The 21,615-nt window shown below is 61.1% G+C and carries 26 protein-coding genes and 1 tRNA gene; 16 read left to right on the top strand and 11 right to left on the bottom strand.

Annotation, left to right across the window (positions count from 1 at the left end; translation table 11 throughout):
- From ACZYOF_RS32625 to ACZYOF_RS32650, 6 genes are all read right to left on the bottom strand, one after another.
- Nucleotides 1-185 (bottom strand): hypothetical protein (locus tag ACZYOF_RS32625; RefSeq protein WP_463718348.1); only part of this gene is annotated, 185 nt, incomplete at its 3' end.
- 128 nt (nt 186-313) lie between these two features.
- The gene (locus ACZYOF_RS32630) at nt 314-1,030 is read right to left on the bottom strand and encodes an ABC transporter ATP-binding protein (protein WP_463718349.1); all 717 of its coding nucleotides are present in this window, start codon (nt 1,028-1,030) and stop codon (nt 314-316) included.
- A complete protein-coding gene (locus tag ACZYOF_RS32635) occupies nt 1,027-1,794 on the bottom strand; it encodes an ABC transporter ATP-binding protein (RefSeq protein WP_463718350.1) in 768 nt (255 codons plus the stop codon). Before ACZYOF_RS32635 ends, ACZYOF_RS32630 begins: the two co-directional genes overlap by 4 nt.
- On the bottom strand, nt 1,784-2,779 hold the full coding sequence (locus ACZYOF_RS32640) for a branched-chain amino acid ABC transporter permease (RefSeq protein WP_463718351.1): 996 nt from the start codon (nt 2,777-2,779) through the stop codon (nt 1,784-1,786). Before ACZYOF_RS32640 ends, ACZYOF_RS32635 begins: the two co-directional genes overlap by 11 nt.
- A complete protein-coding gene (locus tag ACZYOF_RS32645; protein ID WP_130582554.1) occupies nt 2,779-3,642 on the bottom strand; it encodes a branched-chain amino acid ABC transporter permease in 864 nt (287 codons plus the stop codon). The genes ACZYOF_RS32640 and ACZYOF_RS32645 overlap by 1 nt, the downstream gene beginning before the upstream one ends.
- Nucleotides 3,643-3,725: 83 nt before the next feature.
- The gene (locus ACZYOF_RS32650) at nt 3,726-4,979 is read right to left on the bottom strand and encodes an ABC transporter substrate-binding protein (RefSeq protein ID WP_463718352.1); all 1,254 of its coding nucleotides are present in this window, start codon (nt 4,977-4,979) and stop codon (nt 3,726-3,728) included.
- A 542-nt stretch (nt 4,980-5,521) separates the two neighbouring features.
- Here ACZYOF_RS32650 and ACZYOF_RS32655 point away from each other — a divergent pair.
- The 10 genes from ACZYOF_RS32655 (at nt 5,522) to ACZYOF_RS32700 (ending at nt 11,472) form a co-directional block, all read left to right on the top strand.
- Nucleotides 5,522-5,595, top strand: a tRNA-Gln gene (locus tag ACZYOF_RS32655).
- Nucleotides 5,596-5,842: 247 nt separating this feature from the next.
- Nucleotides 5,843-7,096 carry a phage portal protein gene (locus tag ACZYOF_RS32660; RefSeq protein WP_463718353.1) on the top strand — a complete coding sequence of 418 codons (1,254 nt, stop codon included), beginning with the start codon at nt 5,843-5,845 and terminating at the stop codon, nt 7,094-7,096.
- On the top strand, nt 7,093-7,416 hold the full coding sequence (locus ACZYOF_RS32665) for a gene transfer agent family protein (protein ID WP_463718354.1): 324 nt from the start codon (nt 7,093-7,095) through the stop codon (nt 7,414-7,416). The genes ACZYOF_RS32660 and ACZYOF_RS32665 overlap by 4 nt, the downstream gene beginning before the upstream one ends.
- On the top strand, nt 7,409-7,897 hold the full coding sequence (locus ACZYOF_RS32670) for an HK97 family phage prohead protease (RefSeq protein WP_463718355.1): 489 nt from the start codon (nt 7,409-7,411) through the stop codon (nt 7,895-7,897). Before ACZYOF_RS32665 ends, ACZYOF_RS32670 begins: the two co-directional genes overlap by 8 nt.
- Before the next feature lie 34 nt (nt 7,898-7,931).
- Entirely contained in the window at nt 7,932-9,083 is a 1,152-nt protein-coding gene (locus tag ACZYOF_RS32675) for a phage major capsid protein (protein ID WP_463718356.1), read from the top strand.
- Nucleotides 9,084-9,088: 5 nt separating this feature from the next.
- The gene (locus ACZYOF_RS32680; protein ID WP_463718357.1) at nt 9,089-9,676 is read left to right on the top strand and encodes a hypothetical protein; all 588 of its coding nucleotides are present in this window, start codon (nt 9,089-9,091) and stop codon (nt 9,674-9,676) included.
- Between the two features lie 337 nt (nt 9,677-10,013).
- Nucleotides 10,014-10,445, top strand: a complete 432-nt coding sequence (locus tag ACZYOF_RS32685; RefSeq protein WP_463718358.1) for a hypothetical protein — start codon at nt 10,014-10,016, stop codon at nt 10,443-10,445.
- Nucleotides 10,446-10,447: 2 nt separating this feature from the next.
- A complete protein-coding gene (locus ACZYOF_RS32690) occupies nt 10,448-10,735 on the top strand; it encodes a head-tail connector protein (RefSeq protein WP_463718359.1) in 288 nt (95 codons plus the stop codon).
- A gap of 1 nt (nt 10,736) precedes the next feature.
- Complete coding sequence (locus tag ACZYOF_RS32695) at nt 10,737-11,153, top strand: DUF3168 domain-containing protein (protein ID WP_463718360.1); 417 nt, start codon at nt 10,737-10,739, stop codon at nt 11,151-11,153.
- A 1-nt stretch (nt 11,154) separates the two neighbouring features.
- Nucleotides 11,155-11,472 (top strand): phage head closure protein, encoded by a 318-nt coding sequence (locus ACZYOF_RS32700; protein ID WP_463718361.1) that lies wholly within the window; start codon nt 11,155-11,157, stop codon nt 11,470-11,472.
- 11 nt (nt 11,473-11,483) lie between these two features.
- Here ACZYOF_RS32700 and ACZYOF_RS32705 read toward each other — a convergent pair whose 3' ends face one another.
- Nucleotides 11,484-12,110 (bottom strand): hypothetical protein, encoded by a 627-nt coding sequence (locus ACZYOF_RS32705; RefSeq protein WP_463718362.1) that lies wholly within the window; start codon nt 12,108-12,110, stop codon nt 11,484-11,486.
- Between the two features lie 47 nt (nt 12,111-12,157).
- On the opposite strand from ACZYOF_RS32705, the gene ACZYOF_RS32710 reads away from it, so the two are divergent.
- The 6 genes from ACZYOF_RS32710 (at nt 12,158) to ACZYOF_RS32735 (ending at nt 17,827) form a co-directional block, all read left to right on the top strand.
- Entirely contained in the window at nt 12,158-12,535 is a 378-nt protein-coding gene (locus ACZYOF_RS32710; RefSeq protein ID WP_463718363.1) for a phage terminase small subunit P27 family, read from the top strand.
- Nucleotides 12,510-14,138 (top strand): terminase large subunit, encoded by a 1,629-nt coding sequence (locus ACZYOF_RS32715; protein ID WP_463718364.1) that lies wholly within the window; start codon nt 12,510-12,512, stop codon nt 14,136-14,138. Before ACZYOF_RS32710 ends, ACZYOF_RS32715 begins: the two co-directional genes overlap by 26 nt.
- A 4-nt stretch (nt 14,139-14,142) precedes the next feature.
- Nucleotides 14,143-14,544 carry an HK97-gp10 family putative phage morphogenesis protein gene (locus ACZYOF_RS32720; RefSeq protein ID WP_463718365.1) on the top strand — a complete coding sequence of 134 codons (402 nt, stop codon included), beginning with the start codon at nt 14,143-14,145 and terminating at the stop codon, nt 14,542-14,544.
- On the top strand, nt 14,541-14,891 hold the full coding sequence (locus tag ACZYOF_RS32725) for a gene transfer agent family protein (RefSeq protein ID WP_463718366.1): 351 nt from the start codon (nt 14,541-14,543) through the stop codon (nt 14,889-14,891). Before ACZYOF_RS32720 ends, ACZYOF_RS32725 begins: the two co-directional genes overlap by 4 nt.
- Before the next feature lie 154 nt (nt 14,892-15,045).
- Nucleotides 15,046-17,109 (top strand): hypothetical protein, encoded by a 2,064-nt coding sequence (locus tag ACZYOF_RS32730; RefSeq protein ID WP_463718367.1) that lies wholly within the window; start codon nt 15,046-15,048, stop codon nt 17,107-17,109.
- A 118-nt stretch (nt 17,110-17,227) separates the two neighbouring features.
- Complete coding sequence (locus ACZYOF_RS32735) at nt 17,228-17,827, top strand: hypothetical protein (RefSeq protein ID WP_463718368.1); 600 nt, start codon at nt 17,228-17,230, stop codon at nt 17,825-17,827.
- A gap of 637 nt (nt 17,828-18,464) precedes the next feature.
- Here the strand turns inward: ACZYOF_RS32735 and ACZYOF_RS32740 are convergent.
- From ACZYOF_RS32740 to ACZYOF_RS32755, 4 genes are all read right to left on the bottom strand, one after another.
- Nucleotides 18,465-18,929, bottom strand: a complete 465-nt coding sequence (locus tag ACZYOF_RS32740; protein ID WP_463718369.1) for a hypothetical protein — start codon at nt 18,927-18,929, stop codon at nt 18,465-18,467.
- 206 nt (nt 18,930-19,135) lie between these two features.
- Nucleotides 19,136-19,387, bottom strand: a complete 252-nt coding sequence (locus ACZYOF_RS32745; RefSeq protein ID WP_463718370.1) for a hypothetical protein — start codon at nt 19,385-19,387, stop codon at nt 19,136-19,138.
- A 401-nt stretch (nt 19,388-19,788) separates the two neighbouring features.
- Nucleotides 19,789-20,412 (bottom strand): SLATT domain-containing protein, encoded by a 624-nt coding sequence (locus ACZYOF_RS32750; protein WP_463718371.1) that lies wholly within the window; start codon nt 20,410-20,412, stop codon nt 19,789-19,791.
- Nucleotides 20,409-21,615 (bottom strand): site-specific integrase (locus ACZYOF_RS32755; RefSeq protein WP_463718372.1); only part of this gene is annotated, 1,207 nt, incomplete at its 5' end. The genes ACZYOF_RS32755 and ACZYOF_RS32750, both read right to left, overlap by 4 nt.

Raw genomic sequence — 21,615 nt, forward strand, 5'->3', positions numbered from 1 at the left:
GGAGGCTGCCCAGCCCCGCCGCCTGACCCGTCGTGGCGGAAGCCAAGCTTCTCAAGCTCCAGCGCAGCGACAAACGCCTCGATCACTCGAACCGGATTGTCACGCTCCACATAATCTTCAACACGCGCCGGAAGAAAACTCGACTGATCCCGGCTAACGCCGGTCTTGAACCTATGATTCGGCATAACCGAATCGTACACGCATCGCCCTATCAGCCAAGATTCTTGCCCAGTCTCGAAGCGAAACCCATCGCGATGGAGCAAGTTGTGCGATGATGGGTTTCGCTTCGCTCTACCCATCCTATGGAGCTACATCACGCGCCGAGATAGGCCATCTGCACCTGCGTGTCCTGCGCCAGCGCCGCGGCGGTGCCTGACAGCACGCTCCGGCCCACCTGGAGTACGGTGGCGAAGTCGGAGACTTCCAGCGCAAGCTCGATCGATTGCTCCGCGAGCAGGATCGTGAGGCCTTCACGATGCAGCCGGCCGAAGGTCTCGTACATCGACTCCACCACGGCCGGCGCCAGGCCGAGCGACGGCTCATCCAGCATCAACAGCTTCGGGTCGCTCATCAGCGCGCGACCGACGGCGAGCATCTGCCGCTCGCCGCCGGACATGGTGCCGGCGCGCTGGCTGCGACGCTCCTTCAAGCGCGGGAAGATCTCGTAGACGCGCTCGAGCAATGTCCTGGTGCGCGTCTTGTCCCGCAAGGGCGTGGCGCCAAGCAGAAGGTTGTTCTCCACGCTCTGCTGCACGAACAGCCGCCAGCCTTCCGGCGACAAAGCGAGCCCCTTGCGCACGATGGCGAACGCGCTCTGGCCCGCGATCGCCTCGCCATTGAAGTGGATGCTGCCGGCATGCACCGGGATCAGGCCCGCGATCGCGTTCAGCGTCGTGGTCTTGCCGCCGCCATTGGAGCCGAGCAGCGCGACCACGCTGCCGTCAGGCACTTCCAGCGAGACGTCGGAGACGCCGATCAGATCGCCGTAACGGACTTCCAGATGTTCGAGCCTCAAGAGCGGCCCGGTCATGTCGCGGGCCCGCCCATCAACTCGATCGGGGTGTGGCCGGCGGCGGCCTTGGCGGCGCGGGTGCCGAGATAGGCTGCGATGACGGAGGGATTGGACGTCACCTCGCGCGGGCTGCCGCGCGCGATCTCCTTGCCCTGGTGGAACACCATCACCCGGCTCGCCAGCGACATGATCACTTCCATGATGTGCTCGACGATCACGAGCGTGATGCCGGAGCGATGGATGTCGCGCACCAGCTCGATCGCAAGCTGCACCTCGCGCTGCGTCAGCCCGGCCATCGCCTCGTCGAGCAGCAGCACCTTGGGTTCGGTCGCGAGCGCCCGCGCGATCTCGAGCCGCTTGCGACCGGGCGTGCCGAGCGAGCGCGCCGGCGCGTCGGCAAGCCGCATCATGCCGACCCGCTCCAGCACCGAGCGCGCTTTCGTCTCGGCCTCGGCGCGATGCGGCGTGCGCAGGAAGGCGCCGATCATCACGTTCTCCAGCACCGTCATGCCCTCGAAGGTCTGCGGCACCTGGAAGGTGCGCGCCAGGCCGAGCCGTGCGCGCGCCTCCGGCGGCAGCTCCGTGATGTCGTGATCCTCGAACAGCACCTGGCCCGACGTCAGCGCGAGATCGCCGGTCAGGCAATTGAAGAAGGTGGATTTGCCGGCGCCGTTCGGGCCGATCAGGCCGAGGATGTCGCCCTGCCCCAGCGTGACGCTGGCCGCATCGACCGCCTTGAAGCTGCCAAAAGCCTTGGTCACCCCGCGCGCCTCAAGAAGCATGGCTGGCCTCTTGCGCGATGCTTTCTTCCATCGGCTTGGCGCGGCGCTTCGCCCCGAGACGGTTGATCAGCGCCAGGATGCCGCCGGGCTGGAAGCGCGCAATCAGCACGATGATGGCGCCATAGACAACGAAGGTCAGGCCGGCGCCCTTGCCGCCCAGCAGGCTGTTGGAGATTTCCTCCAGCGGCACCAGGATCGCGGCGCCGACGAATGGGCCGAACAAGAGGCCGGCACCGCCGAGCGCCGCCATGATCAGGATCTTCACCGAGATCAGGATGCCGAGCCCGGACTCCGGATCGACGAACCCGAACATCATCGCATAGAGCGCGCCTGCGACGCTGGTGAGTCCTGCGCTCAGCATGTAGGCGTAAAGCTTGATGCGGCTCGCAGGCGCACCGAGCGAACGCGCCGCGCGCTCGGAATCCTTGATGGCGCGCAGGTAGAACCCCATCCGGCTGTTGGTCATCCACCAGGTGATGGCAAGCGTGATGATCAGGATCACCAGGAACAGATAGTAATATGGCAGCGCCGAGATAAAGGAGAGATCGAAGACGTTGCGCGGCACGGTTGGGCCGCTGAGGCCGACGGCCGCGCCGAGATATTCGGTGTTGGTGACGATCAGCCGTGCCAGTTCGGCGACCGCGATCGTCGCCATGCTGAAATAGTGGCCCGACAACCGCAGCGTCGGCCTGCCGATCACGGCGGCGATCAGGACGGCAAAGACGATGCCGGCGGGAATTCCGATAAGCGGCGACAGCGCGAAATGCGCATACGCGCCCATCGCGGCATAGGCGCCGCAGCCGAAGAACACGACGTGGCCGACCGAAACCTGTCCGGCATAGCCGCCGACGATGTTCCAGGCGGAGGCCGCGATCGCATAGAGCAGGACCAGCGCGCCGAGCCGCTGCTGGAACGGCGTCGTGAATACCAGCGGATAAGCGATCACCAGCGCGAGCGCGATCAGGAGCCAGAGAGCGCGCCGCATCACGTCTTGCCCATCAGGCCCTGTGGCCTGAACCAGAGGAAGCCGAGGAACAGCGTGTAGACCACGATGTCCTTGTAGACAGCGCCGATCAGATAGCCCGACAGCGACTCGATCACGCCGATCAGGAGCCCCGCCACCAGCGCGCCGGGCACGCTGCCGAAGCCGCCGAGCGAGACCGTGACGAAGGCGACGATGCCGAGCGTCTCGCCGACCGTCGGCACGATGTAGAAGAAGGTCGCGATCAGCGCGCCGGCAAGGCCGGTGGCGCCGGCCGCGATCCCCCAGGCGATCGCCTGCATGCTGTCGGGCCGGATGCCCATGAGCTGCGCGGCCGTCGCATCCTCGGCGACCGCCAGCATCCGCGAGCCGAGCGTGGTGCGCGTCAGCAGAAGATGCAGCCCGAGCGTCACCAGCAGCGCGACCACGCCGGCCAGCAGACGCGAGGCCTGGATGCGAATGCCGAAGATGTCGAAGGTGCCGCCGACGAGGTTTTCCGGCAGCGACAGGAAGTTGGCGCCGAACCACCAGAACACCGAATAGCGGAGCAATAGCGCAAGCCCGAAGGTGCCGAGGATCTGCGCAAGCATCGGCCCCTTCATGATGTCGCGGATCAGGCCGAAATAGACGATGACGCCGAGCGTGGCGAGCAACAGCGTCGCCAGCGGTGCGCCTATCAGCGGCCCGCCGCCGAGCAGCGTGTAGACGACGAACGCGACATACATGCCGAGCATGACGAAATCGCCATGGGCGAAGTTGACCACGTTCATCATGCCCCAGACCAGCGTCAGGCCGGAGGAAAACAGCGCGTAGACGGCCCCCAGCAGGAGGCCGCCGACGATCACCTGAACAAGCGTGAAGGTCATGAAAGCTTACGTCTATCCATCCATGCCATCGTCATTGACGGCATATTATGAGGGCGAAGCTCGTGCCCAGCCCTCACAGCTCATCACCAGCCCTTGTAGGGCATGATCGGCGCCTTCTCGGCGGTCGCCTTCGGCCAGACCGCGACGTAGTTCTCGCCGTCCTGCAACTGGATGATGAGGCCGGACGCCAGGATGTTCTGGCCCTTGTCGTCGAACTTGACGCCCTTGTAGCCCATCATGATCTGATCGGGCTTGAGGTCGGTCGCCTTCAACGCGGCCTGGATCTTGGCAGGTTCCGTCGAGCCGGCGCGGTCGATCGCCTCGCACAGCACGAACAACGCCTGCATCTGGCGCGCGACGGTGTCGTCCATGTCATCGCCGCTCTTGTCCTTGTACATCTTGGCGATGATCGCCGTCGGCGAGCCCGCGGGACCGACGCTCCATGACGAGCGGTTGAAGACGCCTTGCGAGATCTTGCCGACCGCCTTGATGAAGGACGGGTCGGAATAGCCGGAGTCGTCGGCGAGCAGCATCGGCGGCTTGTAATCGAGCGCCTGCATCGTCTTGGCGAACAGGATCGCATCCGACGTATAGGAGATCGCGATCACGACGTCGGGCTTCTTCTCCTTGAGCTGCAGCACCTGGCTCTGCACGTCGGTCGCGTTGGTGGCATAGGCGACGTCGAGCGCAATCGCGATGCCCTTCTCCTTGAACGCCGTGGTGAGGGTGCTGGCTACGGAGGCGCCGTATTCGGTGTTGTCGTGGAGGATCGCGATATTGTCGGTCTTGGCGCCGGCGGCCTTCATGTCGTTGAGGAATTCGTAATAGACCCGCGCGACATCGGTCGCGATCGGCGTGACGCGGAAGAACCATTTGAAGCCGCGCTCGGTGAGGTTCGGTGCCACCGACTCGCCGTTGACGAAGGGAATGTTGTATTTCTCGGCGATCGCGCTCGCGGTCAGCGTGATGCCGGACTGATAGGCGCCGGTCAGCGCCACCACCTTCTCTTCCGTGATCAGCCGCAGCGCCTGGTTTTGCCCGGTCGCGGGGCTGCCCTGGTTATCGGCGTAGACGATCTCGACCTTGGCCCCGCCGAGGCCTGCGAGACCGCCATTCTTGGCGAGCGGGAAGTTGCCGAGCTCGGGATGCGGGTTGTTGATGATGTCGAGCGCGACATCGAACGCCTGCTTGACATGAACGCCGATGCTCGCGGCATTGCCGCTCATCGGGAAGATCCCGCCGATCTTGACGGTCTTGCCTTGGGCCGCGGCATTGCCCACCAGCGCGGCCGACATGACGGCAGCCGAAAACAGCCCGATGACATATGAAAATCTCATCTTCGAACGTCTCCAATATCCCTTGCCCGGTGCCGGGCTTTTTATGCATGGGAGACCCACGAGCCGTTGCAGCCCTCGCCCCCAATTTTCTTGGTACACCAGCATCGCATGGCACCCTGACCTCGGCAAGCCGAGCCGGGCGCGAGCGTGCACAGGCATCACGCAACCGATCGCACCGCTGCTTCAACGCTAGGCACTTGAGCGCTGTACGTGCGGCGTGCGCATTCGAGTGCGAGGTGGCACGTCACGGCGCGCGTGGTGATGAAGCGTTGCCCTTAATTCCCTATAAGGCTGACACTGATGGGCACGGCCGGTCTCGCATCCTGCAAACAACAAGCCGGACGGCATCGAAGCCAACCGCTGCTCCGATGCCCTTCTCGCGGCCGGCCGCATTTTGCCCGGAAACACCCGCCATACCTGCTTGCCAAGGCCCTGACCGAACAGTAGAAGGACCTCGCAGCGAGGCGGCGATTTGCCATGATCCCGCCCGCCGGCATTGCCCCGGCTATAGACTTAAGCTATTGATGCCGTTGAGCAATTCTTGGGGAATGGTGTAACGGTAGCACAACAGACTCTGACTCTGTTTGTCTTGGTTCGAATCCAGGTTCCCCAGCCATAAGCGTTAATGTCAACGGATTCAGGGACTTAGCGCGGCGCAAGTCCCAAAAATCGTAACACCTCGTAACATCCCGTCGTAACGTTACGGCAGCGATTCTGCCCTAATTTCGCCGCGATTCGCGCGCAAGCTAATGTCGATCTAAGGCGGATTTGCGCAACTTTGTTCGCCCCGCCGGCACAGCACAGACAGAGAAACCGTTCTCACGCTCCGCCTTACCAGCGGGCCAACCTCTGTATGTGCCTCTTTGTCCATCGCGTCCCGCCTCAAATCTCTTCTCGGTGTCGAGACCAAGACCGCGCCCAGCCTCGCTGACGCCAGCGGTTTCTATTTCGGCCTGTTCGGCGCGAGCCCGACCCTGGCCGGCGTAACCGTCACGCCTTACACCGCCATGACCTGCGCGCCCGTTGCGTGCGCCGTGCGCTCGATCAGCGAGGCCGCCGGCTCCCTTCCCCTTCACATCTACAAGCGGCTTCCCGACGGCGGCAAAGAGAAGGCCACCGATCACCCGCTGTACAGGCTCGTTCACGATGCACCGAACAGCTTTGCGCCAGCCGCGCTATTCAAAACCCAGCTCATGGCTGACGCGCTGTTGCAGCCCTACGGCGGCTTCGCGCAAATCGTCCGCGTTGATGGCAAGCCCTATGAGCTGATCCGGCTCGATCCCCGGCTATCCTCCATCGTCGTCGATTATTCGAATTTTGAACCGGCCTACGCCATCAAAGCGGACGGCAAGAACCCCGCCCGCGAAATCCCGGCGGCGGACATCATCCACATTCCGACCCCGGCCTATGACCCCTCGCGCGGCCTAGTCGGCGAAGGTCGCGAAGCAATCGCGCTCGCGCTCGTGCTTGAGCGTCATGCATCGCGCCTGTTCGGTAATGCCGCGCGGCCGTCCGGTGTGTTGTCCCTCAAGGGCACGGTAACGGAAACGACCCTTGTGAATGCGAAAGCCGCTTGGCAAGCATCGCAAGGCGGCGACAAAACCGGCGGCACCGCCGTGCTTCCGACCGACGCATCTTGGCAGCCGCTCACCTTCAACAGCGTCGACTCGCAGTTCCTCGAAATGCGGACGTATGCCGTCGCGGAGATCGCGCGGCTGTATCGCGTGCCACTCCACATGCTGATGCAGGTCGATCGCGCCCAACCTCGCTCGATTGAATCTATCGGCCAAGAATTCCTTTCACAAGCTCTGTTGCCCAAATTGAAGCTCTTTGAGCAAGAGCTTGAGTTGAAGTTGCTGACGCTGGAAGAGCGCGATCAGTATTGCATCGAGTTCAACATTGATGGCTTTGCCCGCGCCGATCTGCTCGCGCGAGCCCAGGCCCTTAGCGCCGCAGTGTCCGCCAGACTCCTGAACCCAAACGAGGCGCGTTCGATCGGCTTCGGCCTGCCTGCTTACGAAGGCGGCGACGTGTTCGAGAACTTCAACACGTCATCCGCCCATGCCGGCGGCGCGCTCAATACCGGCGGCACCCACGGCAAAGGCGGTGCAGAATGAGCAACACGTCTCACACCGCATTCTTCGGCGACGCCGAATATACGTTCAAGCTGACGCCGGCATTAATCCAAGAGCTTGAAGCGAAGTGCGGAGCAATCGGCGCGCTCGGCAATCGCGTGTTCACCCGCAACTTCGCCCAGGCCGACATCAACGAAACCATCAGGCTAGCGCTGGTCGGCGGCAGCATCCCGCCCAAGCGCGCGGCCGAATTGATCGCGGCCTACGTCGAAGGCCGACCCCTGATCGAAACATACGAACTCGCCGCGAAGATCCTTGAGCGGACCCTGTTCGGCCATCCCCATGAGGCCGCCAATGGATAAGCTTGAGATCAAGGCAACGCTCGCGGCCACCGACGCCGGCGAGATCGTCGGCACGGCTTGGCCGTTTGCTTCGCCCGACAGCGCCGGCGACATCATCACCAAGGGCGCGTTCAATTTTCTTTCGAACGAGCTACCGATTCTGTTTCAGCACAATCCAGCTGACCTGATTGGCACCTGGACCGAGGCGACAGAAACGTCCGCTGGCTTGGTCGTCAAGGGCAAGCTTCACATGGATCAGCCGCGCGCACGCACCGTTCTCGGCATGATCAAGAGTGGCCTCGTCTCCGGCCTGTCGATTGGCTTCAAGACCAAGTCCTCAACCCAGCAGGGTCGCAACCGCGTGATCAGTGCGCTCGATCTCTACGAGATCAGCGTCGTGCGCAATCCCGCGCATCCGCGCGCCCGCATTTCTTCGGCCAAAGAATATGACCGCGCATCCGCCGTGGCGTCGGTCATTCGCGACTTCACGGCAAACATCTGAGCCCACCAAACCTAAAGGAAGGTTAGACCACCAAATGAAGCATCTCTCCACCCTGGAATTCAAAGATGCGCCGGAACTCTCGCCGGAAGAGCTCGTCAAGAAAGAGCTCGCCGAGTTGCAGACCCGGCTCGAAAAGAAGTCTGCCGACGAACATGCAGCGCTCAAGCGCCGCATTGACGAACTTGAAGCCAAGGCATCGCGCCTGCCTATCAGCAACGGCAACAGCAACACCGATGCCGACCTCGAAATCAAGGCGCTGAGCAAGTTCCTGCGCAGCGGCGTCAACGCGCTCGACGACCTTGAGCGCAAGACGCTGAACCTCGGCACCAATACGGCAGGCGGTTATGTCGTCAGCCCCGAATATGCCAAGACCGTCATTGAGAAGCTGCGCCAGTGGTCGCCGCTCCGTGGTCTCGCCAGCGCCATGACGATCGGCACCACCGAGGTTTACATCCCGACGCTGGAAACCGATGCGGACGGCGAAGGCTGGGTTACTGAGACTGGCAATCGGACCGCAACGGAGCCGGTGTTCGGTCAACTCAACATCAAGACGGTCGAGAATGCGCGTTATATCCCCATCAGCCAGCAGTTGCTGGAGGATGCGGACATTGACCTGCTTTCGTTCGTCGCGGGCCATATCGCCAAAATCACCGGCAAGGTCGAAGCAAAGGCCTTCATGATCGGTGACGGCAACGGGAAGCCGACCGGCCTGCTCAACACGCCCACCGATTTTGCGTCTGTCATTGCTGCGGCGGATGGCTCCGACATTCTCGCCGCAGTGATCGCGGCGTTCTACAAGCTGCCCGGCGCCTACGCAGCGAACGGCTCTTGGATCATGCGCCGCGAGACGATGGGTGTGATTCGGGCCGCTGCCGACAACGCCAACAAAGGCACGCTCTGGTCTGACTCCTTGGCCAACGGCACCCCGGCAACCCTGCTTGGGCGCCCGGTCTATGAGTCCGTAGACATGAACCTTCTGCCGACTGCCACGGGCACCTCTTACCCCGTCGTGTTCGGTGACATGGCGAGCGCCTACCAGGTCGTTGACCGCGTCGGCATCGCGGTTCGCGTTGACGACCTGACCGGTGCGGATAACGGCATCGTCAAGGTTCGCTGGCGTCGTCGTGTGGGCGGTTCGCCCCTCCTGAACGAGGCCGCTGTCCTCGTTAAATCCACCAAGGCGTAACGAACATGCGGCTCGCAGCGAACAGCTATACCCTTCGGCTCGGCAATAAGTCTTTCGACTTGAAGCCCTCGCTGCGAGCCGCGTTCGTCCTGAACGAGAAATTCGGCGGCTTTCAGAACCTCTCTCGCTACCTCGCGGAAGGATCATTGTCAGCCGCCGTTGATCTGATCAACGCAACGATCACTGATCAGGAAGCTTGGGCCGAATATGCGCTCGCGCCCAACAGCACCGTTGTGCACGACATCATGGCCGCATTTGGCGACCTCATTGAATTCGTCCTGGTTCTTGCTGGCGCCGACGACAAGACCAGCGACAAGACCGGCGCCGGCAAGCCGATGCCGTTCGAAGAATACTTCACCCGGCTCTTCGAGATCGGCACTGGCTGGATTGGCTGGCCTCCGGCTGACGTCTGGGATGCGACACCGGCCGAAATCCTTGCAGCCCAGAAAGGCCGCACGGAAATGCTCAAGGCTTTGTTCGGCAGCAAGCCTGACGACCAGTCCGCAGACATCGCAGGCGGATCACTCGCCGGCATCAAGGGCGACCTCAACGCCATAGGCGACCTGACCAACCACGTCATGGGGTCGCGCTGATGGCCTGGAAACCGCGCCGCTTGTGCAGCTGCGGCAAGATCATCTCGGCAACCGACCTTTGCGAATGCCAGATCAAGCGCAAGGCAGAGGCCGACAAACGCCGGCCGAATGCGACCGCGCGCGGCTATGACAGCAAATGGCGGCGCGAGAGCAAGGCGTTCTTCGCCATGCCTGAGAACCGCTTCTGTGCTTGCGGTTGTGGCCGGCTTGCCGATTGCGTTGACCATAAGATTCCGCACAAGGGAGACCTTATGATCTTCTGGGACCGCTCGAATTGGCAGGCCCTCGCAAGTTCACCCTGCCATTCGAGCCGGAAGCAAGCGCTGGAGCGAAGGCAATGAGCGACAAGATGCTCCGCGGTGCGCGCAGTCAGGACTCGCAAGAGAACCGACGCGGCGACAATCCAGTCAATCTCTGGCGCGCGGTCCTTATGCAGGCGATCACCGATGCAACGCTGCCCTTGAACGTGAAGTTCGTTCACGAGCGGATGGACCGGCTGCGCGCCCGTGAATGGTTCACCAAGCCCAATCGAGACTTCGATGAAGTCTGTCATCTAGCAGGCTTCGATCCAGAGCGCGTGCGTAAGCATGTGCTGCCTCTCATCGCCGAGGCTGCGAAGAACGATCAGCCGATGCCAGAAAGCGCAGCGCGAAAGCCATACCACCGCTTCAGCAGACGTAGGGGGGCGGCGGCCTTAATTCCCTCCGGACGACGCGGCCACCAGATGCCCCCCTCGGCACAAGATAGCTCGAATTTGGAGATTTCCTGACCATGCCTGGCATCACTCTAGAGCAAGCCAAAGCCCACCTGAACGTCACCACCGACGCCGATGACGCCCTGATCTCCGACAAGATCGCGGCGGCCAAGGCTTGGATTGCAGCCTATACCGCGTCAGACCCCGACGCGGACACGGCGCCGGCGCCGATCGGCGAGGCCGTGCTGCAGTTGACCGCGCACCTTTTCGAAAACCGCGAGGCCAGCCTGGTTGGCGTCAGCGCCCAGGCTTTACCCTTCGGTTTCCTCGACCTGCTCAGTCCCTATCGCGCGTTTGCGTTCTGAAATGAACATTTCTGACCCATCCCTTGCGCTGCAAGCCGCTATTCGCGCCCGCCTCATTGCGAGCGTGGAGCTTATGGCCCTGGTGCAGGCTGATCACGTCATGGACGCCAATGGCCGGCCGGAGATCATGCCGGCGGTCTATATCGGCGAGGGTCAGTCCATTCTCCGGCGCTGGGATGCTACCAGCTATGCAACCCTTCACGTTTGGTTCGCCGAGCCCGGCCTGGCTCAGTGCAAAGAGGCCGTGAGCGCGATCGTCGCGGCGCTGCGGGTCGACGCCCAGATAGATGGCGTGCTGCGCCTCGACGGCTTCACTTGCCATGACATGTACGTCACCCAAACCCGCTACCTCCGCGATCCGCACGGCAGTTTCTCGCATGGCATCGTCTCGGTTGCCGCGATCGTGAAGGCGAACTGACATGCGCTCCGGCAACCTCGATCGCGTCATCCTGATCCAGCGCCGCACCACCGGCCTAAACCTCTACGGCACCCCAATCGACACCTGGTCGACCGTCGTGACCATGCGCGCCCAGCTCCTACAGAACGCGGTCGATAACCAGGACGGCGCCCGCGGCAAGACGACTGACGCGGTGCTGACCTTCCGAACGCGCTGGCTTGATGGCGTCACCCTTGAGAACCGCGTCACCTATGAGGGCCAACAATACGAGATTACTGGCGTCAAAGAACTGGAGCGGCGCCGCGGGCTGGACCTCACCTGCCAGCGGATTGGCCCATGATCTTTCTGACCTCAATCGAGGCTCATTCTCTTGATCTCAGCATCGATAAGCGAGCAGATGTTGTAGCACTGCTCGCTAATGTGCGTGCAATTTACAAGGTATACATAAAGCGGACTTCCGCTCGATATCCCCAACATCTGCACCTCGATTACATCTGTGTCCGGGACGGTCGCCAATGCTTTATGTGCGATCGTCAGTCCTTGCCTGACGTAATCGATCAGCATGCTGACGCCAACGGGAAACAGATCGAGGTTTTCCCAGGCTTGGTCAAATTCGACCGGATTGTCTATTTTGATAGAATAGACCGCAACTCTACGCAGACCGGGAGTATAATTAGTGCCCAGAGCAGCCTTGACCTGCCTTGTTTGTCTACCGAGCTCCGCAGCAGCGAATTGAAGTCGAAGGTAGAGGCCAAGCCGCTTGCGAGAAAGCTCCCGAAGTTCTCTCGCCCGGTCGTAGTTCACTTTTGCCATAGCCCCATTATAGGCCATCGTTGCGGCCCCGAGTGCGACCAGCGATGCGATCAAAGTCTGCCATTCGCGCAGAACGAAACCCTTAGGGTCCGCAGCAAGGCAGACCAGCACGACGACCGAAAACACAAGCAAAGAAAAGGCGAGAAGATCATATCTCTGATTCATAGGCTCAAATTGCCGCCCGGACTCCCGTTTGTCGAGAGGGTTGCGGCATGAAAGGCCGAAAACCACAGCTTGCGACCGACATTAACGCGATTACCGCGACACTGATGCCGCCGGCATGGATGGCGAAGCACGCCAAGACCGAATGGCGCCGCGTCATGCCAGAGCTCGCCAAGCGCCGCATTCTCACACCGGCCGATCTCGGCTGCCTGGAGTCCTACTGCATCGCGATCGGCCGCGTGCGCGAGATCGAGCTACTCCTACGCGCCGGCATCGATCCCAAGCTCTGCCGCATGCAGGATAAGGCCATGGTAACCGCGCGCCAACTGGCGGCAGAGCTTGGATTGACCCCTTGCAGCCGCTCGCGGCCGGCAGTGCGCGACAATGACAACGAAGGCGACGATGACGAAAACCCGCTCGCCCTCTGACACCTATCCTCACTGGATTTACGATGACAGCCCGATCGATGACCCGTTTGGGTATGGCGAGCGCGCGGTCGAATTCCTCAGGCGCCTGAAGCATCCAAAATCGACGCTGCCCCGGAAGCAGTTCCAGCTTGATCCCTGGCAGGAACGTATCGTGCGGGCGATCTATGGGCCACGAAACCAAGACGGCAGCCGCGTTGTCTCCACCGTCGTGATCCTGGTGCCGTGCGGCAACCGGAAGACCAGCCTCTCGGCTGCCCTGGCGCTGCTCCACACGATTGGCCCCGAGCGTGTCCCCGGCGGCGAAGTGATCTTCGCGGCGTGCGATCGAAACCAGGCCGGCATCGCCTTCAAGGAGGCCGCTGGCATCATCGCGGCCGATCCCAAGCACCTCGCTCCAGTCACGAAGGTCAATGATGCATTCAACGCGCCGAAACGCATCGCCTATCCTCGAGATGGAACCGAGTTGGAAGTCATTTCGTCCGACGCGCCCAGCAAGGAAGGCCGCACGCCAACCTTCTGCCTCTCAGACGAGCTCCATGTGTGGCGCGGCGACGGTCTTTGGAAGGTTCTGACCAACGGCCTGGACAAGATCGACAACAGTCTGCTGATTGTTGCGACCACCGCCGGCCGGGGACAGGACAACATCGCCTATGAAGTGATCGAACGCGCGCGCAAGATCGCGCGCGGCGAGATCAGCGACCCGACCTGGTTGCCGGTCCTTTTCGAGTCGGCGGCCGACGTCGATTACACCAGCGAGGCCGCATGGCGCCGCGTCAACCCCGGTAGCGCCCATGGCTATCCCTCCATTGCCGGCTTCCGGCGGCACGTTGCGCGGGCCAAAGACAGCCCGACCGAGCGCGCCAGCCTGATGCAGTATAAATTGAACGTGTGGGCGGATCACTCGACCTCGCCCTTTGTCGACATGGCGACCTACGACAAGGGCGCGGCGCCGATCGATTATGAAGCCTTACGCGGCGCGCCGTGCTGGGTTGGTGTCGACATGAGCAAGACCACCGACCTGTCAGCCGTCGTGGCGTGCTTCCGCGACGGCGACACGTACACCGTGTTGCCGCACTTCTTTTGCCCAGAGGCGGACATTCTCCGGCGCGGCGACGTTGATGGCGTGAACTATGAGCAGTGGCGACGCGATGGCTTCATCACTGCGACGCCTGGTAACGTCATCGATAACGCCGCGGTTGGCGACTATACCCGCAGTCTTTGCGGGCGCTTCGACGTTCGCGAGATCGGATTCGACGTCGCTTATGCCCAGGCTGTCATGTCGACGCTGGTCGACGAAGGCTATCCGGTTGTGACGATCCGGCAGGGCTGGATCACGCAATCGCCCGCGCTCAGCATCCTCGAGCGCGCGATCATCAGCGGCAACTTTCGGCACGGCGGACACCCGGTCTTGCGCTGGAACTTCGCCAACGTCGCAATCCACAAAGACGCGAACGACAACCGGATCATTCACAAGAGCAAGTCGACCGATCGCATTGATGGCGTGGCGGCGACCTGGATGGCCGTGTCGCGCGCCGCAGCCGGCGATAGCAGCCGCAGCATTTACGAGCACCCCGACGCGGTCTCGTTGTTGAATTGGAGTTAACCCCATGGCTGACGACAATCAACAGCTACAAGCCTACCTCGATGCTCTGCCCGACAAGCTCCGAGAGCAACTGTCCGACGCGGTTCTAAAGCAGGCCTTCCGCCTCTCAGATGCGCAGCGCGAGGCATTGCAGGCGCTTGAAGAGTCGCCGGAGACTGGCGCGCTCGAAGCGAGTTGCACCGTCGCTCCCGGCGCCGATGACTTGGAATACATCGTCCAGGCTGGCGGCGACATGACGACCAGGGAAGTCCGCGACGGCAGCGGCGTCCCTTATGACTACGCGGAAGCCTTTGAATTTGGCACGTCGCGCCAGCCCGCCCGACCGTTTTTTTGGCCGACATACCGGGCGATGAAAGACGACATCCATGAAGCGATTAACGAAGCAGTTAGCGAGGCCTTGAAATGAGCGAATCCGACCCGTGCGCGCGGACCATCGTATGGTCCGGTGAAACCTACAATCACAATTTGAACCACAAGTGGGTGCGCCGCGTGCTCAGCTATCGCGGCATCAACGGCAGGCCACCGGCCGCAGTGCTGTTGGGCTTTGAGACCGGCGCCTACACCGTCGACGACGTTGAGCGAATTTTGGAGTTGGGCTTGATCGGCGCCGGCATGGACGAGCGTGACGCCGACAAGCTCTTGGATCAGCACGTTCGCGGCAAGCCGATCGCGGCGAATGCCGTGATTGCGTTCGAAGTGCTCGCCGCGCTGTTCGTTGGAAAGGTGCAGACCAATGTCGACGCCAGTGCTTAATATTCCGGTCCGCGCAACGGGCCTCGAAAAGTTCAAACAGGACATGACGGACACCAGTTCGCATGTCGGCGCGGCAACGCGCGCGATCACCGCCCAAATGATCAAAATGAACGCCGGTTTTCTGGCATCGCAGGGCGCCGCGGGCGCGGCAACGTTGGCGTTCGGCCGCGTGTTGGGCATCCTTGGGCCGATCGCCTTGGGCATCACCGCCGTCACTGACACCTTCAAATTGATGGCCTATGCCGTTGATCTGGCGAAAACCAAGATCGCCGACTTCAACGCCATCGCAGACAAGGCGAATGCCTCCGGCTTCAGCACTGACTTCTACCAGCGCATTTCGAAATCCGCCGCCAGTGCCAAGCTGTCGATTGATGACGCCACGGCGGCGCTCAAGAATTTCAACAGCGCGAGCGCCGACAAGCTGGGCGGCAGCGACCTACAACAGCGTATCGATGAAAGCAGGAAAGCCGGTAACTTCTCCGGCAACAGCGGCGTTGCCTCACTGGCATCGGCGACCACTACCGAGCAAAAGTTCCGCGCCGTCGTCTCTCTGATCGACCAGGCGATGCAGAAAGGCGAGCGCCTTGCCGCCCTCGACATCGCCGGCAAGGCGTTCGGCCCGGCCGTCGAAACGGCATTGAGGGCCGATAGCGGCGCACTGGATCAGATGCTCCGGCGCGCCGACGCCATGAGCAAAGCCGAGATCATCAGCCCCGAGGACATCGGCCGCGCGATCGAACTCAAAGAGCGGATGGACGAAGCGCAGAAAATTCTTGCCGAAAAGTGGAAGCCGGTTCAAGACGACCTTGCCCAACTCGGCATAAATTATCATGCGTCGTGGGTTTCCATCACCGAGGATCTTGCGGCGGCTGTCGGTTACGCCACGGATCTCTACAAAGCGCTGCATCAAGTGCCCGATTGGTTCGCAAACCGTATCGGCGGCGCATCGATCTGGAAAAGCATCAGCGATGCCACAACCACGCCGGAAAGCCGGGCGGCATCGGAGGCAGCACTAGGCATTTCCAGCGACCCGACCGATATTGCCAGCGTCGGTCGCAATGAAAAGCTTGCGGCAGCGTTACGGAACCACGCCAACGTCACGCGGGCGATGCAGGAAACGACCGGCATTTCGTCGGCGGTTCGTGGCGATAGCTCCAAAGCCCTCAAAAAGGAAGCGGCCGAAACCGCCGACGCATTCGACCGCGCCAGCGAGAGCCTTGGTAAGCATATCGCGCGAATGGAAGCCGACGCAAAGGCGGTCGGTCTAGGTGCAAGCGCCCAAGAGCAGTTGCGCGCGGAAGCGGTTCTGACGCAAGCAGCGCAACAGGCTGGCCTGCCGACAACCGATGCGCTGGTTGCGAAGATTCAGGCCCTCGCAAAAGCGGCAGGCGAGGCAAGCGACAAGCTCGCTAAGGCCCGCGTCGATTCATCGATTAGCTTCGGTAGGCAAACCGCCTTGCTTGATCCGCAGGACGTCGCCATTGCCCGGCAACTCGAGCCGATCTTTGGCAACAACGTCCCCGCCGCGCTGGCGTCGTCACAGGCAGCAGCCCTGCGTTTCAATGATGCGCTGGCGAGTATCGGGCAGACTGCATCAGGGACGCTTACAACCGGCCTGACGGACATTCTAGATGGCACCAAGAGCGTGTCGGCGGGTTTTGCGGATATGTCCCGCGCGATCGTCCGCGCGCTCGAGGAAGCCGTGATCAAAATGTTGGTCGTGGCGCCGATCATGCGCGGGCTGTCTGGACTGTTCGGCTTCTCCGATGGCGGGCTGGTATCGTCGGCACTTCCGCGGCCTGGTGACGGCGCTTTCATCGGGCCCGTGGCGAAGGCTGACGGCGGCATGATCCGCGGACCAGGCGGACCGCGCGACGATAAAATCCCGGCGCTGCTGTCGAACGGCGAGTTTGTCGTCAACGCCGGCGCGACCGCAAAGCATCGCGCCGTGCTTGAGGCGATCAATCGCGGCGTTCCGCGGTTCGCAGATGGTGGCATGGTCGGCGCGGCAGCATCCGCCGCGCCCATGATCGGAGGCCAGCAGACGACGATCGCGCCGCAGATCGCCGTAACCGTGCAGGGCTCGCCCGGTCAGTCGGCACAAGATCACGCTCGTATGGGCCAAGCGGTAGCGGAAGCTGCGCAGGCCCACATAAAGAGCTTGATCGCCCAAGAACTCCGCACGCAGACGCGGCCGGGCGGCATGTTGCGGCGGTAAATCGTCGCGCAGATTCACCGCTAAGCGCTATAGTAGGTCATTAGAAAAGCGAAAGCCCCCGAACGGTTGGCACCAGGGGGCTTTCGAATAGTCAACACTAAAAGACACAGAGTCACCAATGTCTCGTACTAATTATAGCAATCGCAACGACGATTTTACACTCGATTTCAAAGAAAATTTGGCCGAGCACGAGCCGATCCCGGCGCATGTTCTCGCCGCGCTCGACCAGCTTGACGATGACGCGCCCGAACCGGCCGCACAAGATGATCCGTGCGACCAGGCGCCACAACTCGAACCCACGCCGACCTCGCCTGATCAGAACATCGAAGCGCTCGACGAACCGGCTCGGCCGCGCCCGAACTATGCCGAGATGTTTGCCGAGGCCAAGGCGGCGAAGAAGCGCGCGAAGGATCGCAACCGGCAACAGCGGCACCGCGCGCGCCCCAGGGAAACGAGTTACCAAAAGCTCGCCAATACGTTGCGCAAGGCGATAGCGAAGCCCCGCGGCGACAAGCGGCTTGAGCAATTGCGCGGACGCGAGGAAGAGCTTGCGAGCTTCCGCTTCCTGTCACGGATCTTCATCGCGCGGCACGGCCCCATGTCCGATGCCGATCTTGCGAGGCATTTGGGCGATGGGCTTTCCCGGAAGAAGGTGTGGCAGCTGGGCCAAATAGTGGCCTCGCTAGAAGCTGATGACGGACCATGGCACAACCTATAGTGCGCAATTTTTCGCTGTCACGTATCAAAAAAGATTCGTAATATCAGTGCGTTACGATGGCAGGGTGGAACAGAAATTCGGGCAGGGTAGAACAGATTTAAAGCATTCTGTTCCACCCTGTTTTCGAAAACCCCGTAAAAACAGGCATTTATGAAAACCGGGCGTGTCACGTTTTCTAGAAGTCGCTTATTTGTTTAGTTGTTTGGAAAAGCGAGGGCGTTAGCCCTCTAGTAAGCGTGACAGCGAAACTCGCGGTCTCCCTCGCTCCGCTCGGTCGCTTCGCTCCGGCTCGCTGCGCTCGCCCCGGCCTGCGGCCGGGCTTTTGAGACCATCTCCGGGAGAGGGTTTGGTTTGGGAAATTGGATTGGCCCGCCTCCGGTCATTCGCCGGCTGCGCCGGCTCACGCCCTGGTCGAGATAGCAGGAGCCCTTCCGGCCATGCCTCGCCGGCTGCGCCGGCTCACCTGCGGCCATGACACCCCGGTCTAGCTCGAGGGGTTCCGCGCCCGGCGATAGAATGAGTCCAGACGAGTCAGAAACCGGCCCGGGATTCGTTTTTTCGACGCAGCCGCTGTCCTACACCGCTCGCGGGACAAAACGCGCCAACGACTCTCTAATAGAATCCTTCGGCCATGATCCTACTGCCGTCGCAGCACGGATGTAGACCAACAGGTAAGGCTTTTCCCCTGCTGCGGCCAGAACCCAAACGTATATTCGATCGTCTTCGGTTTGCCTGGTTGCAGCGTCTCGTAAACGGTGAAGTTGTAGCCGCTGATCCGGGTGCCGCTTGCCGCGGTGACATCACACCCTACCTGCGTATCGGCGACCGGATATTTGTTGGTGTTGGTGAGCGTGATCTTGCCCTTGAGAATGCTGTAGGAGCGATCCAATTGCCCGAGCTTCAACACAGGTAGTTCCGGGGGCAACTCGACGGGTTTCTGTTCGGCTGGTGCTGTCGCTGCCGGCGCTCTAACGTCTTGACGACCAATGCCCATCGCAAGGGAGATCAAGACCACGAAAAATAGAATGGCCCCCAGAGCCCGCCCCATGCTGCGCTTGTTGTGGCGCTTTGTTTCGTAGCTATCCCAGTCTTCCGGTCGCATCTCAATTCCCCAGCCCATCCGGCAATATGAGCGACGGCATTGCCCCTCACAACTGCTACTTGAGTCGCACCGAGGATCAGCGTGCAATCCAACATGGTGTAAGTCAGCACTGACTTTATCCAGTAAAATCAACGTCTTGACGCGATTCTGCGAATATGAATCTATGGCATCACGCCGCTGATTGGGGCGGGGATGAAAGAGGTTATTCAATGCTGTTGCCTGACGACAAATATTTCGAGCTTGTGCGCCGGCTCACTGACATGCACGCGGGCGCCACTATGGGGCGCGCGTGTGTCGAGAACCAGGTTCAGAGCGTTCTCTGTGCGGCCGGTATTTTTCCGGCGAGTAGCGAGAGTGATGACGAGGCGCCGGCCGTCGCTGCCTAAAACTTTTTGCAAGCAATCCTGCGTTCGATCGCTATAGCCAAAAACATCGCGCCGCAGCGCGCCGCGCCGCAAGGCCACGCTCCGCAGCACGACGCAACGCAATGAACCCTTTCCGGTTGCCTCCCGCCGGGAAGGGTTTCTTTTCCCACGGAGGCAAGAGGGAGACGACCAGAATGGCCTTTCAGCCGACCAAGACCGACCACGCTGCACTCGACCAATTCTTGGAAACTGTTCTCGACGCCTACAAGGCCGGTCGCGCCGATCGCAATTCGTGAGTCGGCGCCGCTGCCCACGTAGTGTCGGCGGCAGCGCTCGACAACGAAGCTGAGTTCAAGGCCTACATTCGGCTGCCGGAAGAGAAGCTTTTCGACTTCGGCGAGTGAGTGAACTGGATACATCGCCGAAAACCAAAAGGGCGCGGATCACACCGCGCCCTTTCTTACCTTGGATCGTCGCGTTAGTCGTGCCGCTCCTTATGTGGGGTGAACCGGAAGCCTCGCGGGATAAGCGTAGCCAATAATCAACGCAGCTAGGAAAAGCGTTATTAGAAGCAGAACCGCCGAATGGACGTGCTTCACCGCGAACGTCGAAAGCCATATCCCCAGACGGTCCCGCCACGTTAGCCACGGATACTTATCCGGGTTCTCTATCTGATAGCGCTGGAAATCAACGTCGTCGTGATTGATGCTATATTTCTGAAGCGTGGCATTGTATTTGTTCGTAAGATCGACAAGCTCAGGCACCTGCAAGTTGTCGAGTTTGATTTTTAGCTCGCGCGCGATCTCGCTCATTTCGAGCCCTGCGCGATGGTGCTGCTCAGCGCTAACGACATCGCCACTGGAATATTGAAGCAGCGACGACACCAAAATTACGATCGAAAATGCGATCGTCACGAAATTCAGAATGTCCGCGACTTCTGTCGGGACCTTCACGAAATAAGGAAAGGCGGTCAGGATAATCAGATAACCCGACGTGAATGCTGTCACTCTGGTCAAGGCACGATCTTTCGCAGCAAGGCGCTTAGAAGCATTGAACCGTGAACCTGATGTGGATTTTAGCGAGTATAGAAGCTTTTCCCCAGCCTCTTTCGTTGTCATTGCGAGTCTGCCCCATAAGTTAAGTTAAACGATATTGCCTCAATCATCGTCACGCGATCCCGCAGCGGGCCTTCCGGCAGCACGCCATACCTCCCAGTTGTGCTGGCCTTGGTGTGACCGAGTAACACGCCATGCTGCTCATCCAGGTAACCAGCCGCCCGGAACGCGTCTGCAACGTTGTGGCGAAAGCTGTGGAAATTGTTCGTCCGATCAGTCTTCACCCCGATCGTGCGGAAGTAATCATTAAAGAAGGTCGAGGGCTTGCCGCTGATATAGCCGCGAGCATCCGCCTTGATCTCAGGGAACAGCCTGTCGCCGAACGCCTTCATGCGGGCATGGAATTTGAGGAAGCCAAGCTCGATCAGCTTTGAGTGTACAGGCACCACGCGCATTGAGCCGTCCGTCTTGGTCGACTTATGCCCGGCGCCTTCCTCCGTGACATGGATGATCCACGTCGAATGCAGTTGCCGGACGTCCGCAACCATCAACTGGCAAATCTCACCGAGCCGGGCACCCGAGTAGATTGCGATCAGCGGAATCCAATAGCGCCAGTCCCGGACCTCGACGTCCCCGGCCTGATGCTCCAGCTTGTCACCACCGCACCGATGGAAAAGCGGCGAACCAAAAATCGTTTTCAACTGCGTCGCGGTGTAGGGCAGCACCGTCTTTTTCTTCCGGTCGACCTCCAGATACATGCCTAGCATGACGTCTTCGCGGATGAAGTCATTGGCCAGTAGCCAACTGCAGAAGCCCCCGAGCGCGGCCAGATAGCGATTGATCGTCTTGTGCTGGATTACCGGCTTCCCGACGACCTTATTGCGCTCGATCACATCAACGAACGAGAGGCCACGAAACTCCCGCGCCTCGATCGCCTTCACGGGCCATTCGAACAGCTTGTCCTTCCATTCCCGGACTTTCTTCCGGTTGAACGCTGATATGTGCGCCTTGCCGCCAACAAAGTCATCAAAGAGCGCGACGACCTTGCGGTTAGACTGCCATGTGTCCGCGGACACCCGGCCGGGCTTCTCGCGTGCGTAGCGATCGAAAAGCTCCAGGATTTGCTCACCCTTGGGCGGATGGTGCCGTCGCGAACTTGGTTGGAATTTGTCCGTCGCGAGTCTCCGGTGAACGGATGATATCTGCTCAGGCGGCAAGATCAACCGGCTGAGCAATGGGCTTGCTGGCGAGGGTCTGCCAGCCGTC

Source organism: Bradyrhizobium sp. LeoA1Lang, assembly GCF_055413685.1.